At 38.9% G+C, this 13,545-nt stretch carries 11 protein-coding genes; 5 read left to right on the plus strand and 6 right to left on the minus strand.

Annotated elements, in window-relative coordinates; all coding sequences use genetic code 11:
- Positions 1 to 443: hypothetical protein (locus tag B3C94_RS10795; RefSeq protein ID WP_293903320.1), on the minus strand; the 443-nt coding region annotated here is incomplete at its 3' end.
- Between the two features lie 273 nt (positions 444 to 716).
- On the opposite strand from B3C94_RS10795, the gene B3C94_RS10800 reads away from it, so the two are divergent.
- A complete protein-coding gene (locus B3C94_RS10800; protein ID WP_293903323.1) occupies positions 717 to 1,529 on the plus strand; it encodes a lytic transglycosylase domain-containing protein in 813 nt (270 codons plus the stop codon).
- 94 nt (positions 1,530 to 1,623) lie between these two features.
- Here the strand turns inward: B3C94_RS10800 and B3C94_RS10805 are convergent, their stop codons facing one another.
- Together B3C94_RS10805 and B3C94_RS10810 are read right to left on the minus strand one after the other, a co-directional pair.
- A complete protein-coding gene (locus tag B3C94_RS10805; RefSeq protein WP_293903326.1) occupies positions 1,624 to 2,277 on the minus strand; it encodes a LolA family protein in 654 nt (217 codons plus the stop codon).
- Position 2,278: 1 nt separating this feature from the next.
- Complete coding sequence (locus tag B3C94_RS10810) at positions 2,279 to 5,014, minus strand: FtsK/SpoIIIE family DNA translocase (RefSeq protein ID WP_293903329.1); 2,736 nt, start codon at positions 5,012 to 5,014, stop codon at positions 2,279 to 2,281.
- A 275-nt stretch (positions 5,015 to 5,289) separates the two neighbouring features.
- Between B3C94_RS10810 and B3C94_RS10815 the strand changes: the two genes are divergently transcribed.
- Positions 5,290 to 5,799, plus strand: coding sequence for a GNAT family N-acetyltransferase (locus tag B3C94_RS10815; protein ID WP_293903332.1), 510 nt, complete (start codon positions 5,290 to 5,292; stop codon positions 5,797 to 5,799).
- 116 nt (positions 5,800 to 5,915) lie between these two features.
- On the opposite strand, the gene tyrS is transcribed toward B3C94_RS10815, so the two are convergent.
- Positions 5,916 to 7,199 carry a tyrosine--tRNA ligase gene (tyrS, locus tag B3C94_RS10820; protein ID WP_293903335.1) on the minus strand — a complete coding sequence of 428 codons (1,284 nt, stop codon included), beginning with the start codon at positions 7,197 to 7,199 and terminating at the stop codon, positions 5,916 to 5,918.
- A 103-nt stretch (positions 7,200 to 7,302) separates the two neighbouring features.
- On the opposite strand from tyrS, the gene B3C94_RS10825 reads away from it, so the two are divergent.
- Both B3C94_RS10825 and B3C94_RS10830 read left to right on the plus strand, forming a co-directional pair.
- Entirely contained in the window at positions 7,303 to 7,986 is a 684-nt protein-coding gene (locus B3C94_RS10825; protein WP_293903338.1) for an ACP phosphodiesterase, read from the plus strand.
- An 80-nt stretch (positions 7,987 to 8,066) separates the two neighbouring features.
- Positions 8,067 to 9,761 (plus strand): amino acid permease, encoded by a 1,695-nt coding sequence (locus tag B3C94_RS10830; protein ID WP_293903341.1) that lies wholly within the window; start codon positions 8,067 to 8,069, stop codon positions 9,759 to 9,761.
- Positions 9,762 to 9,848: 87 nt separating this feature from the next.
- On the opposite strand, the gene rlmF is transcribed toward B3C94_RS10830, so the two are convergent.
- Positions 9,849 to 10,760, minus strand: a complete 912-nt coding sequence (gene rlmF, locus B3C94_RS10835) for a 23S rRNA (adenine(1618)-N(6))-methyltransferase RlmF (protein WP_293903344.1) — start codon at positions 10,758 to 10,760, stop codon at positions 9,849 to 9,851.
- Between the two features lie 95 nt (positions 10,761 to 10,855).
- A complete protein-coding gene (locus B3C94_RS10840; RefSeq protein WP_293903347.1) occupies positions 10,856 to 12,802 on the minus strand; it encodes a KUP/HAK/KT family potassium transporter in 1,947 nt (648 codons plus the stop codon).
- 259 nt (positions 12,803 to 13,061) lie between these two features.
- Between B3C94_RS10840 and B3C94_RS10845 the strand changes: the two genes are divergently transcribed.
- On the plus strand, positions 13,062 to 13,496 hold the full coding sequence (locus tag B3C94_RS10845) for a T9SS type A sorting domain-containing protein (protein ID WP_293903350.1): 435 nt from the start codon (positions 13,062 to 13,064) through the stop codon (positions 13,494 to 13,496).
- Positions 13,497 to 13,545 lie beyond the last annotated feature (49 nt).

Below are 13,545 nucleotides of genomic sequence, written 5' to 3' on the forward strand. Positions count from 1 at the left end.
GTTTCTGTCGGAACGTTTGAAATTGTCTCTTTTATCGAAAGAACGCTCTGATCTATCAAAAGATCTTGAGGAATCATTTCTGTCTGAACGTTTGAAGTTATCTTTTTTGTCGAAAGAACGTTCTGATCTATCAAATTTATTAAAGGAATCTTTTTTGTCAAAAGATCTTGAAGAATCATTTTTGTCAAATGAGCGACCTCCTCTGCTAAAGGATTTTTCTGAATTATCTTTTGAACGGAAGGAATTGTTATCTCCTCGGAAGGAAGGTTTGTCTGAGAATTTTTTAGATCCGAATGATCTGTTCTCACGATTATCGTCTTTTCTGAAAGAGCCTCTTTCAGATTGGTCATTCGACCCATATGATTTTTTTCCGAAACTATTGTTCTTATCGCCTCTAGATTTGAAGCTGTCTGAGTTGCCTCGTGACTTTCTGGAGTTGTCATCACGACTGTTCCTTTTATTGCTGAATGGCATTGTGTTTTGCTAAAATGTGAACCACAAAGTTAGGTATAATTTTGGGTTTTGCGAAAAAATCCTTATCTTTTTGTCTTTTCTTGAATTTACTGCGTTTTTACGCTGAAAAAGCCGCTTTAAGTTGTCTAGAATGTAACTATTTGTTTTTTAAATAAATAGTGTTTACCTTTGTACCCTTGAATTTGAACCAAGCTATTTTTTGATCGATTTGAGTCGTGGATAGGGTAGCATTAAGGGAGTGAATGATAAGAAAGAAAGTTTTATGTAGTAGTTTGATTTTGTTTGCTTTATTGCTGTCAAAATTATACTCAACCCCACACAACAACGCTTCAAGCGGCGATAAGATCGTTGGACCGAAGCTCGTCGTAGTTCCAACTCATCATGGAGACGACGAAGAAAAAAAAGAAAAAAGCAATTCGTTTGAATCTTATATGAATTCATTGACATTTGCCGAAGATTCATTACCGATGGATCGTCCGCTAGTGGAAAGTAAATTGCGCAAATTTTTCAGTCGATTCTCGTTTAAAAAAACAGGATCATATGATATGCACAAAAAGGCAGAGACCTATTTGCCGATGATTGCAAAGATTCTTAAATCACATGGTATTCCAGAAGACTTCAAGTACATTCCATTGGTGGAAAGCGGCCTTAGTAAAGCTGTTGTTTCATCTAAGGGAGCTGGTGGCTATTGGCAATTTATGCCTGCAACAGCGCGTTTGTATGGATTGAAAGTCAATAGTACGGTAGATGACCGGAAAGATCTTGTCAAATCTACGCATGCAGCTGCCAGATATCTCAAATACCTGTATGGTCAATTCGGGAATTGGACATTAGTTGCTGCAGCATATAATGTCGGTGACGGAAGTCTGAGAGGTTCCATAAGAAGACAGAAAAAAGACGATTATTTTGCATTGAAATTGAATAATGAAACGGGTTCGTATGTCTACAAACTTGTTTCAATGAAGGAAATTATCGAACATCCACAGAAGCATGGCTATTCGCGTTATGCAAACAAAGAAAGTGAGACGTTGGATAAAGAACCTAACATGCTGTAAAATGGTGTACTTCACAATAAAAAGGGCTTTCCATTAGTGGAAAGCCCTTTTTACTGTGCTGCCTTTAATCAGTCCTGTAACATAGGCTATATTTTTACCTCAGATCGACGATGTCAAATCCTTTGTAATTGTTCTTGTTGAAAGTGAATAGATTGGCTGAAAGGGCTTTGTTGCCTTCCTGCGAACCTAGCGTGTAGGTGTAACGATTACCACTTTTGTCAAATATTGTGGTGTCATAAATCAAATTGCTTGCTTTGTTGATGCGCAGCTTGATCTTTGAATAGTTTTTTTTGCTATCAAGTGGACTTAATTCAACAACGCTTAGCGCAAGCCCTTTAACCTTCTCCGTATTAGCTGTGGCATATTTAAAACCAGTGGTATAGAAGCTGAATATGTTTGTTGGATTGATCTCGTTGGTTGAATTGCTTGCTTCTGAGATTTCAACTTCCTTTTCGGCTTTCATGATATTCCACTGTGTCTTGGAATCTGATATCAATACTTGATTTTTGGTATTGACCTGGTACTTGTTGTTACTCTTGTCCAGGTATATTGTTCCGGCGTCAGTATGCGAGCCACCATTAGCTTGTTTAATATCTAATGAGAAATTGGCCTGTATTGTTTTGTATGCATTGTACTTTTGGCTTACTTTCGTCAGTAGTGCTTTGGCAGCGGCATCATTTTGTGCATAACTGTTTTGGCTGTATGCCATGATTAGCAAACCTACAATAAACCATACTTGTTTTTTCATCTTAGTTGTCCTTTCTTAACGTCTCCAAAAATTGTTCTAATGAATATTCATCTGGATAAAGCACCTCGCGTGCCTTACTTCCTTCAAATGGGCCTACAATTCCTGCAGCTTCCAATTGATCGATGATTCGTCCTGCTCTGTTATAACCCAATTTCAATTTACGTTGGATTAATGAAGTAGAGCCTTGCTGATGCATGACAATCAATCGGGCAGCTTCTTCGAACAACTGATCGCGGTCTTTGGGATCAAAATCTACACTACCAGAACCATCTCCGTTTTCGTCTACGTATTCCGGAAGCATAAATGCCGAAGGATAACCTCTTTGTGCCCCGATGTAATCGGAAATCTGTTCAACTTCTGGTGTATCCACAAATGCACATTGAATACGTATCAAATCACTTCCAGTTGCTAGAAGCATGTCACCACGACCGATTAACTGATCTGCACCGCCTGTATCTAGAATAGTCCGTGAATCGACTTTCGATAATACACGGAATGCCAGACGTGCAGGGAAGTTGGCCTTGATTGTACCGGTAATGATATTGACGGAAGGACGTTGTGTCGCGATAACCAAGTGTATACCTACAGCACGAGCCAATTGGGCTAAACGTGCAATTGGTGTTTCGACCTCTTTTCCTGCTGTCATCATCAAGTCGGCAAACTCATCAACAATAAGAACGATATATGGTAAGAATCGATGACCCTCCTCAGGGTTTAATCTGCGGTTGATAAATTTTGCATTATATTCCTTTAAATTCCGTACTTGCGCATTTTTTAACAAATCATAACGTTGATCCATTTCTATACACAGGGAATTTAAGGTGTTGATAACCTTCTTCGTATCGGTGATGATTGCATCTCCGTCGTCAGGCAATTTTGCGAGGAAGTGGCGCTCTACTTTTTTGAATAGAGAAAGTTCCACCTTCTTAGGGTCAACAAGGACAAATTTTAGTTCGGCCGGATGTTTTTTATACAGTAAGGAGGTCAGAATCGCGTTAATACCTACTGATTTACCTTGCCCGGTAGCCCCCGCAACTAGAAGGTGGGGCATTTTAGCTAAATCGGCAATATACACTTCATTGGAAATCGTTTTACCTAAAGCGATCGGAAGATCCATGTCTGTTTTCTGGAACTTCTCCGTAGCAAGTACCGATCGCATGGATACCATTTCCGGATTGGAGTTTGGTACCTCAATACCAATGGTTCCCTTTCCAGGCATAGGTGCAATAATCCGTATACCCAATGCCGCAAGACTTAAAGCAATGTCATCTTCCAGATTTTTGATTTTTGAAATCCGTACTCCTGGTTTTGGTATAATTTCATACAAAGTTACCGTTGGACCTATCGTTGCTTTGATGCTTTCGATCTCGATGCTATAGTTCCTCAGCGTATCAACAATCTTATTTTTGTTCGCTTCGAGTTCCTGTTGATTGATCGTTATTTTACCTCCACCATAGTCTCTAAGTAAATCTAATGCAGGGTGTTGATAGCCAGAAAGGTCTAATTTGGGATCATACTGGCCAAATTGGGCCACAAGATCACTGGCGGTAATTTCTTTTTCCTCTTTAATATCTTCCACGACAAGGCCTGGAACCACATCATGTTCAATTGGCGGTTCCGGTTCTTGTTGGGGTGGAGTTACCACGACCGGTGGCTGATATTCGCGAATTAGTGGTAAGTCTTCGTCTTCAAAGTCTTCATTCGGCTGATCAATTGTAAAACTGATTGAAGGTGTATTGTCGGTTCTTTCCATGGGACTGTCATCGAAGGAAAGCACGACTTTGTCTTTCGGATCAATTTGTACTTCAGGTACCGGATGATGTGTGAATGCAGGACGTTGAAGTTCTTCCTGTAAATCTTTTTCACGAGCGGATTGAAATCGCTCATTGATTGATGTTGGTCGTTGAATGGACTCCCTAACAGATTGGATAGAATCATCTTCAATATGAATTTTGTTTCTGAGATGATTTGGAGCGTATTCATCTTCATCCTCTTCATCCATATCTTCGGAGAACGACTTGGATTTTCTGTTACTGAAGAGGACAAATTTAAAATCGAGGTTGTAGAGTAAAATTAATGTAGTTAGGTAAGCAAAAGCCAATATACAGCCAACGCCGACAATGCCAACTTGTGCTTCTAATAATTTATTGGTCCAAAAGCCAAATTTTCCTTCAAGCATATGCGGAGTATCGGCCATGAATCCATGTAGGAAACCTAAGGTTACGGAAATAAAAACGATAGCAACAAAAGAATAAACGACTGTACGGTATAATGGTAGCAAAGACTTTTTGAATAGCAAACGATACCCTAAAATGAATAGAACCGGAATAAAAAGAAAAGACGCAACACCAAACCATTCATACATAAATTGATTGGCAAGCAGTGCGCCAAATTTCCCTAATTTATTATCGACAACAGGGAGATCGACAGCTTCGTCATGAATTTCCTCAGCAGATCTGAATAATGTCGACCAGCCGCCATTGGTCTTTGCAATATAGCTTTGGTCGTCTTCCCACGTGAATAAGTAGGAGACGAAAGCTGTCGCAAATGCCAATGAAAGTAAGATCAATAAAATCCCTAATATCTTGACAGCCTTTTGCTGTGCATCAGAATAATCTCTTGGTACACTGTTTTTTTGACTTTTTTCTTTTTTAAATGTTGTCGATTCCTTTTGAGGGGCACGTTTGCCGGAAACTGAATTCCCTGTCTGCCTAAATGTATTTCCTTTATTTGACATTGAAAAGCTCACAATTATACTGCTTACAAACTTAGTTATTTTGATAGTATTTTAAAGATGCTGATAGCCTATTATTTTAAGTTTGTCGTTTTTTATGAATGAATAAATTTAGATGTAGCTAAAAAGCTTGATAGGTATAATGACTAGCAAATACTATGCCCTGCAAATAGGTTTGATCAAAGAATGTGGATATCTGTAGCGATTGTTGCTGTTTTGGTGTATTCTTTGGAGTTGCTGCAAAATATGTAGTTTTACGAATAAAAATAAAAGATAGGATGAACAAGTTTGAAATACGAAAAGCGACATTAGCTGATAAAGGACGGATTTGGGAAATTATACAACAAGCAATTGCCCTCAGGAAAGAACAAGGTAGCCGACAATGGCAAGATGGTTATCCGAATGAAGATGTCGTTCAATCGGATATTGATAAAGGGTATGGACATGTCGTTGAAGTCGAGAACAGGATTGTAGGTTATGTAGCTATTATTTTTGATGTCGAACCAGCTTATAATGATATTGACGGAAAATGGTTAAGTGATGGTCAATATGTAGGTATACATAGACTGGCTTCCGCTCAGGATCCACATATGAAAGGTGTGGGCACAGGCATTATGCAGGGGGTGGAGAAAATTGCGGTTGATCATGGTGTCTATAGTATTAAGGTAGATACTAATTTTGATAACGGCGGGATGCTGCATGTATTCGACAAATTGGGGTATCAGTATTGCGGCGAGGTGCATTTTAGAGGAGCGTCGAGGAAGGCATTTGAAAAATTATTGAACTGATCAATGGCTGCCGCTGTTGAAGAATGGCAGCTGGCTGCATAAAAAAGTCCCTTTTGATTTGTTCAAAAGGGACTTTTTTATGTTTATGGATTATTAAATCAGGATACTGCTGATCATTAATCTGCGATAATCAAGTAATAATTCTTTTTACCACGTTGTGCAACAATATATTTATTGTTTACAAGGTGATTCTCCGTAATCGACTCTTCAATATCAGTAGCTTTTTCTCGGTTGATCGAAACACCGCCGCCCTGAAGCATTTTACGAGCTTCACCTTTGGATGGGAATACCTGGGTCTGAACAGCAAGTAAATCAAGGATATTGATACCAGCCGCCAGTTCAGTCTTAGCGATCTGAAACTGCGGAATGCCTTCAAATACTTCTAAAACAGCATCATGATCTAGGTCGTTCAAGAACTCTAAAGAACCGTTACCAAAAAGAAATTCAGAGGTTTTGATGGCAGTTTCGTACGCTTCCTCGGAGTGTGTACGAATGGTGATATCTTTTGCCAGTGCTTTTTGAACTAAACGTAAGTGTGGTGCTGCATCATGTTCTACAATGATGGACTCAATTTCTTCCTGAGATTTTAACGTAAAGATTTTGATCCAGTTTTTCGCATCATCATCTGAGGTATTCAACCAAAATTGGTAGTATTTATAGGGCGAGGTTTTCTTTGGATCCAACCATACCGCTCCTGATTCTGTCTTTCCAAATTTTTGACCATCAGCTTTCTTGATCAATTGTGTGGTGATCGCATAGGCTGTTCCCTGATCCTGACGACGGATCATTTCGCTACCTGTTACAATGTTACCCCATTGATCGGAGCCACCCATTTGAACTTTACAGTTGTGGTGTTTCCAAAGGTAGTAGAAGTCATACCCTTGAATCAATTGATAAGTAAATTCAGTAAAAGAAAGGCCATTGTCACCTTCCAGACGTTTTTTTACAGAATCTTTTGCCATCATATAGTTTACGGTAATCATCTTACCGATATCACGAATAAAATCCAAAAATTTAAAATCTTTGAACCAATCGTAATTATTAACCATTTGGGCGTCATTTTCACCTTCTCCAAATTCAAGAAATTTGCCTAACTGTTTTTTCAGACAAGCTACATTATGCTGTAATGTAGCTTCGTCCAACAGGTTACGCTCTGCAGATTTGAAAGAAGGGTCTCCGATCATTCCTGTTGCTCCTCCAACCAGGGCAACTGGTTTGTGGCCTGCATTTTGGAAGTGGATCAAAGTCATGATTTGCGTCAAGTGTCCTACGTGTAGAGAGTCGCCTGTGGGATCAAAGCCGATATAACCAGCGACTTTTTCTTTATTCAGTAAGTCTTCTGTGCCTGGCATAATATCTTGCAACATGCCTCTCCAACGTAATTCTTCTACAAAGCTCATTGTTAAATGGATTTAATTTTTTAATTTACAAGATGCAAAGATAGGAGATTAAGCGTATATTGAGCGAATAATTCCGTATAAAAGCACACGCTAATAAGCTGGTATGAATTTTTTATCACATTTTTATTTTGAGCGGTTTGCAACTAATCCCGAACGTATTGTGGGTGGATTGTTACCCGATCTATTAAAAAATGCGGATAAATCCTTTATGCTAAAACCACGTCAGTATGAAGATGAGCTCTTGGACAATCCTTTACTGGAACAATTGTATATAGGTTGGAATCGTCATATCGAGGTCGATCGCCTGTTTCACAATTCACCTTATTTTTTTCATCATACACATCAGCTGAAACTAAAAATCCAGTCTAGTTTAGCGGGACTGCCTATCCGGCCGTCTTTTATGGCCCATATTGCTTTGGAGCTATTGCTGGATCATATCCTAACACAAAATAAAGCGGTTTCCATCGATAAATTCTATGCTGCGCTCGTGCAGGTCAATGAAGATGCTATTCGAAAGTTTTTGAAAATTAATCAATTGAATGATATACCTAAATTTGAAAAGTTCTATCATCAGTTTATTGAGTGGAAGTATATTTATGATTATGCACAGGTGGAAAAAATTGCAGGGGCACTTTTCAATATCTGTAAGCGATTGTGGCAATTTGAAGTTTCAGTGGAGCAAAGACAGCTTCTGACAGCACAGTTGATTTCCTATCTGCATACAGAGATGGCCGATTATCAAGAAATTTACCAGTATATTCAATATGAGTTGGTGGACTTTAATTAGTCGATCAGAAAATACCAATAGTATAAGACCTTGAAAATATTTATTTTCGCATAATTTTAAGTATCAAAAACTAAATTTACATGTCACATAGACTTTTTCGGAAGAAAAGTGTTGATCAGATTCTGCATGACACTCAAAAAGAGGGGGGGACTGGCCTTGCAAAGGTATTGGGGGTAACAGATCTGGTTTCGTTGGGTATCGCCGCTATTGTAGGGGCTGGAATCTTTAGCACAATTGGATTGGCGAGTTATGAAGGTGGGCCAGCAGTGTCACTTCTTTTCGTGTTTACGGCTTTTGCCTGTGTTTTTACGGCATTGGCCTATGCCCAATTTGCCAGTACAGTTCCTGTTTCGGGATCGGCGTATACGTATGCTTATGTGGCTTTTGGTGAGCTTTTTGCTTGGATAATAGGTTGGGCATTGGTCCTAGAGTATGCTGTTTCCAATACCGTTATAGCCATTTCCTGGTCGCAATATTTTGTTTCCATGCTGGAAGGCTTTGGTCTTCACATACCGGCTTGGTTATCCATGGCGCCAGGCTATGCTTATGATGCCGTAGACAAGATGAACCAACATGGTGCGGCTGCCCTGACTGCAATCGACCAGCACGGTCTGGATGCTTTTAATAGTGCGCCTCGAATTGGTGGGCTGCCTATTATTTTCGATTTACCGGCAGGTGTCATTACATTTTTGGTCACTTGGTTGGTTTATATCGGAATCAAAGAGTCCCAGAAAGCGAGCATGGTCATGGTGATGATCAAGGTAGCGATTATCCTAGCTGTAATTTTTGGGGGTATATTTTTCATTAAACCCGAAAATTGGACACCTTTTGCACCGAATGGCCTCAAAGGTGTACTCGGCAGTGTAGCTGCAGTTTTCTTTGCTTTTATTGGCTTTGATTCGATCTCCACAACCGCGGAAGAGTGTAAAAACCCACAGCGCGACCTACCTAAGGCGATGATCTATTGTCTATTGATCTGCACTGTATTGTATGTTGCCATTACCTTAGTACTGACAGGTATGGTCAACTACACCGAATTAAATGTGAAGGATCCACTTGCTTTTGTGTTTAAATATGTGGGCTTTGACCATATGGCTGGAATTATATCCGTGACCTCTGTAATTGCGATTACAAGTGCCTTGTTGGTCTATCAATTGGCGCAACCAAGAATTTGGATGACGATGAGTCGGGATGGTTTGTTGTGGAAGAAATTTGCGACCATTCACCCAAAATATAAAACACCTTCGTTTGCAACGATTGTAACGGGTTTGGTGGTTGCTATCCCTTCTTTATTTTTTAAAATGGACTTCTTTGTTGATCTAACGAGCGTCGGTACCTTTTTTGCCTTCATCCTTGTTTGTGCCGGTGTATTGTATATGGATTATTCAGGCTTATCTGCAAAATCCAAATTTAAAGTTCCTTACATCAATGGTAAGTATTTAGTTGGTGCTGGGTTGCTGATCGCTATTGTGTTTATTTTTATCTATGCACAAGAGACGATACAGGAGTGGAAATCGCTTTCCATCCTTGAAATTATAGAACATAAAATGTTGGTCATTATATTTTGGTTAACTTGGCTTGGATTGGGTATTTATAGCTTTAAAATGAACTTTTCCTTATTGCCTGTCATAGGTATCCTGATCAATTTGTATTTGATGACGGAATTGGGTGCAAGTAACTGGATAATATTTGTGATCTGGCTGGTGATTGGATTGGCTGTGTATTTTATGTATGGCTATAAACATTCAAAGTTAAATAAACAGGCGCAAGTATAGTATAAACAAGCGTCGGAAAACAATGGATCAAAGAACGGAGCTATCTTTTAATCAGATAGCTCCGTTTCTTTGAATATCATGGACTTATTAGAATCTCCATAAAAGGATCCGGCTTACCTTATTTCCTTGTTCCATGCGGATCACTTCGGTCTCTTTTACATTTATTTTCTTTAGTTTGTGTTGCAGAAAACGAATATCTTCACGATGGGCAACTAATGTAGTGAACCATTTTACCTGATCTTTGTGAAATTGGCTTTCAAAGATCATGCGTGATAAGAAAGCTTTTTCACCACCATCGCACCACAACTCGCTTCCCTGCCCAGAAAATGCCTGTGTGACAGGTTTTTCATCTATCTTAGCGTCTTTAATGCCTGTAGTTTTGCGGATGGACTGCTGTAAAGCTTCGGTTTGAGAGCTAAAAAATGGTGGATTACAGATCACCACGTCATATTTCTCACCAGGAAGAATAATATCTTTAAATATGGCTTTCGGATTATTTTGGAGACGGATTTGTATGCTCTTTTTTAAGCTCATATTTGTCCGTGTAATCTCGATCGCATTTTTGTATGCGCTCTTGATAATTTCAGATCCTACAAAGCTCCATCCATATTCCTGATGTCCGATGATGGGGTAAATACAATTTGCACCAACGCCGATATCTAGGACGTGTATATTTCCACCTTTTGGAATTTCGCCATGATTGTCCCGAGCAAGGACATCGGCGATATAATGAATATAATCTGCACGGCCCGGAATAGGAGGACAAAGATTCTCTTTTGGGATATCCCAATGTTGAATATGGTAATATTTTTTTAGAAGAGCTTTGTTTAATGTTTTTACAGCATCAGGATTGTTAAAGTCGATGGATTTTACTTTATACGCATTTTCTATAACAAAATCCTTGAGTGAAGGTTCGACTTTACTTAGTTCTTCAAAATTGTAGTTATCGAGATGTCTATTTCTAGGGTGTAATTTCTTTTTTGGATTAGCGTCTGCCATGATGTATTATTTGCAACAAAAGTAATGCAATTCTATCGAATAAAAAAGGTGATGCTAAAGCATCACCTTGAGGAACATAAATCTTTTGAAGGGTATTAATCTTTACGTATGAGATGGACTTCTGAAGTCTGAGGGAAATTGAGTGGTACGCGCTCAATTGTAACAAAGCTAGAATCTAAACCGAAACCTTTTTCTTCGGATAAACTCATTTTTTTGAGGTAGCCATAGATGTCCATAATAACCTTCTCTATCCATGTCATCTGATTGGTTTTGGAGAGTACTTTTTCCAAAACAACAAATTTAAAGTCCCCGGGGATGTTATGTTTACGTAAGGTGTCGTATTGGCTGGTAATGTCAATCTCACCTTTTTTAACCATTTCTTCCACCACTTTTCTGAATAGAAGACTGATGCGTTGTTCTTCTCTAAAACCAAGTTTAAAATCAATCCGTATTAATTTGCCGGGAATTAACTGATCGATAGAATACTCTTTTGTATGTGGATGATCCATTACGTCAACGTGGACCAGCCAATACACATCCGCACGCTTGGGTTTTTTATTAATAATAGAATAAATAATTTTAGCTTCAATTTCAGATTTGAAATTTGCACTTGTCAAATACACTAAATGTGAAGCGTAGGGCGGAACAGATTTGTCCTCGCTTAATTCGGAAATAATAGGATAATATTTGTTGATATTAATAAAATTGACGAAACGATTTTTAATTTTTCGTGCGGTATACCAACAATACATTGTTCCGAATAGGGCTGTAGCAAGTAAAAGGGTCAACCAGCCACCATGGGCTATTTTTACGCCATTACCTACTAAGAAAGTTAATTCAATAACGAAATAGGCAATCAAAAATATAGTAATAAGCATACGATTAACTTTTTTCATAGCGAGGAAGTATCCCATTAGAATGGTTGTCATCAGTACCGTTAAATTGATCGCAAGACCATAGGCTGCATCCATTCGGCTTGATTCCTCAAAAACCCAGATAACAATCATACAGCCCACCCAAAGAATTAGATTTATCGAGGGGACATACAATTGCCCTTTATGTTCGCTTGGGTAGCGGATCGCGACCTTAGGCCAGATGTTTAAACGTACTGCTTCCGAAATCAGGGTATAAGATCCGGATATCATGGCTTGACTGGCAATAACAGCGGCAATTGTCGCAATAGCGATACCATATCCAATAAACCAATCTGGCATAATTGAATAGAATGGATTTGCGCCACCTAAGACACGTCCTTCCTGCGTTAATAACCAAGCGCCTTGTCCAAAATAATTCAGTATAAGTGTGATTTTTACGTAGATCCAGCTGATACGGATATTGTTTTTACCACAGTGCCCCATATCCGAATACAGTGCTTCGGCACCTGTCGTACATAGAAATACGGCTCCGATTAATAGTAATGAGTGTGGGTAGGTAATTAAAATATGGAAGGCATAGTAGGGGTTAATTGCTTTCATCACTTCCGGTGCAAGGTGAAGATGGGACAAACCGATAACACCAATGATCGAAAACCAGATGGTCATCAACGGACCAAAAACCTTTCCTACAACAGATGTCCCAAATCGTTGAATAATAAACAATAAAGATATTATTGTAACAACAATAGGAACCGTTGGTAATCCAGGGAATTTGATATCCAGACCTTCGATAGCCGAGGATATGGTGATAGCCGGAGTGATCATTCCATCAGCTAATAAGGTCGCAGCGCCTATCATCGCTGGGAAAATCAACCAGGGAGCACGTTTGCGCACCAATGAATAAAGAGATAGGATACCGCCCTCACCTTTATTGTCTGCTCGGAGTGTGATCCAAACATATTTTACTGTTGTTTGGAGTGTGAGCGTCCAGAAAACGCAGGATAGTCCGCCCAAGACCAAGTCTTTTTGAATGGCTCCTTGTCCCATGATTGCTTTGAAAACATATAATGGAGATGTTCCTATATCTCCAAAAACGATTCCTAAACTGATCAATAATCCGGCGAAACTCACCTTATTGATGCTGTTGTGATGACTGTTGTCTGCCATTTATCAATTATTTTATTTCAAAATATACTGCAAAAATATACTTTTTGCCTGTACTTTAAGTCGGTACATTTCCTGCGCCAAATTTTAGCATTTCATTTGACATGCGCAATAGCTGTTAAAATTTGTTAAAAGAAACTTGGAAAGGTTCTATTTGCTGAAAAACTTTTAAACAAAATACTAACTTTGTTGTTGATAATTCAAATAGTTAGCGTTATATTTGATTAAACCGTAACCATTATTTGAAGTCTAATTTAACACTATGGGGAGAAATCTACTTAAAGCAGCTTGTTTAACACTTTTATCCGCACTGACATTGTGCAGCGGGATAGTTCGTGTGTATGCAAAGTCTCCTTATGACCATACTTTTTCGCAACAAATTTGGGACGGTAATGAGGCATTTGGAGAAGATCACAACATCAAGGATACCGAGAAACTTATCAATAATGTTAAGGTATTTTATAATCCTATTGCCGAGCAAATAAATCTTTCTTTTAAATTGGCAAAGTCTTCGAGTGTGTCTATTAAGGTAATGGATGCGCTGGGCAATGAGATTCTCCAATTGATGAATGGTAACCTGGATTCGGGAATTCAAAATCTTTCCTTTGAGCATGGCGGAAAGCTGACTACTGGTTTTTACTTCGTAAGAGTAGTCGCTGGTTCGGAGACAGTAGTGAAAAGATTTTCTGTCCGATAAGCCGATAATTTAGAACACAAATTATTAATTAGATAAAATAGCAAAGGGG

Source organism: Sphingobacterium sp. UBA5670 (genome assembly GCF_002420705.1).
Classification (GTDB): domain Bacteria; phylum Bacteroidota; class Bacteroidia; order Sphingobacteriales; family Sphingobacteriaceae; genus Sphingobacterium.

Coding starts and splice junctions, on each gene's coding strand:
- B3C94_RS10825 (WP_293903338.1), top strand. CDS start 7,303: ATGAATTTTTTATCACATTTTTATTTTGAGCGGTTTGCAACTAATCCC.
- B3C94_RS10845 (WP_293903350.1), top strand. CDS start 13,062: ATGGGGAGAAATCTACTTAAAGCAGCTTGTTTAACACTTTTATCCGCA.
- B3C94_RS10810 (WP_293903329.1), bottom strand. CDS start 5,014: ATGTCAAATAAAGGAAATACATTTAGGCAGACAGGGAATTCAGTTTCC.
- B3C94_RS10805 (WP_293903326.1), bottom strand. CDS start 2,277: ATGAAAAAACAAGTATGGTTTATTGTAGGTTTGCTAATCATGGCATAC.
- rlmF (WP_293903344.1), bottom strand. CDS start 10,760: ATGGCAGACGCTAATCCAAAAAAGAAATTACACCCTAGAAATAGACAT.
- B3C94_RS10840 (WP_293903347.1), bottom strand. CDS start 12,802: ATGGCAGACAACAGTCATCACAACAGCATCAATAAGGTGAGTTTCGCC.
- B3C94_RS10800 (WP_293903323.1), top strand. CDS start 717: ATGATAAGAAAGAAAGTTTTATGTAGTAGTTTGATTTTGTTTGCTTTA.
- B3C94_RS10815 (WP_293903332.1), top strand. CDS start 5,290: ATGAACAAGTTTGAAATACGAAAAGCGACATTAGCTGATAAAGGACGG.
- B3C94_RS10830 (WP_293903341.1), top strand. CDS start 8,067: ATGTCACATAGACTTTTTCGGAAGAAAAGTGTTGATCAGATTCTGCAT.
- tyrS (WP_293903335.1), bottom strand. CDS start 7,199: ATGAGCTTTGTAGAAGAATTACGTTGGAGAGGCATGTTGCAAGATATT.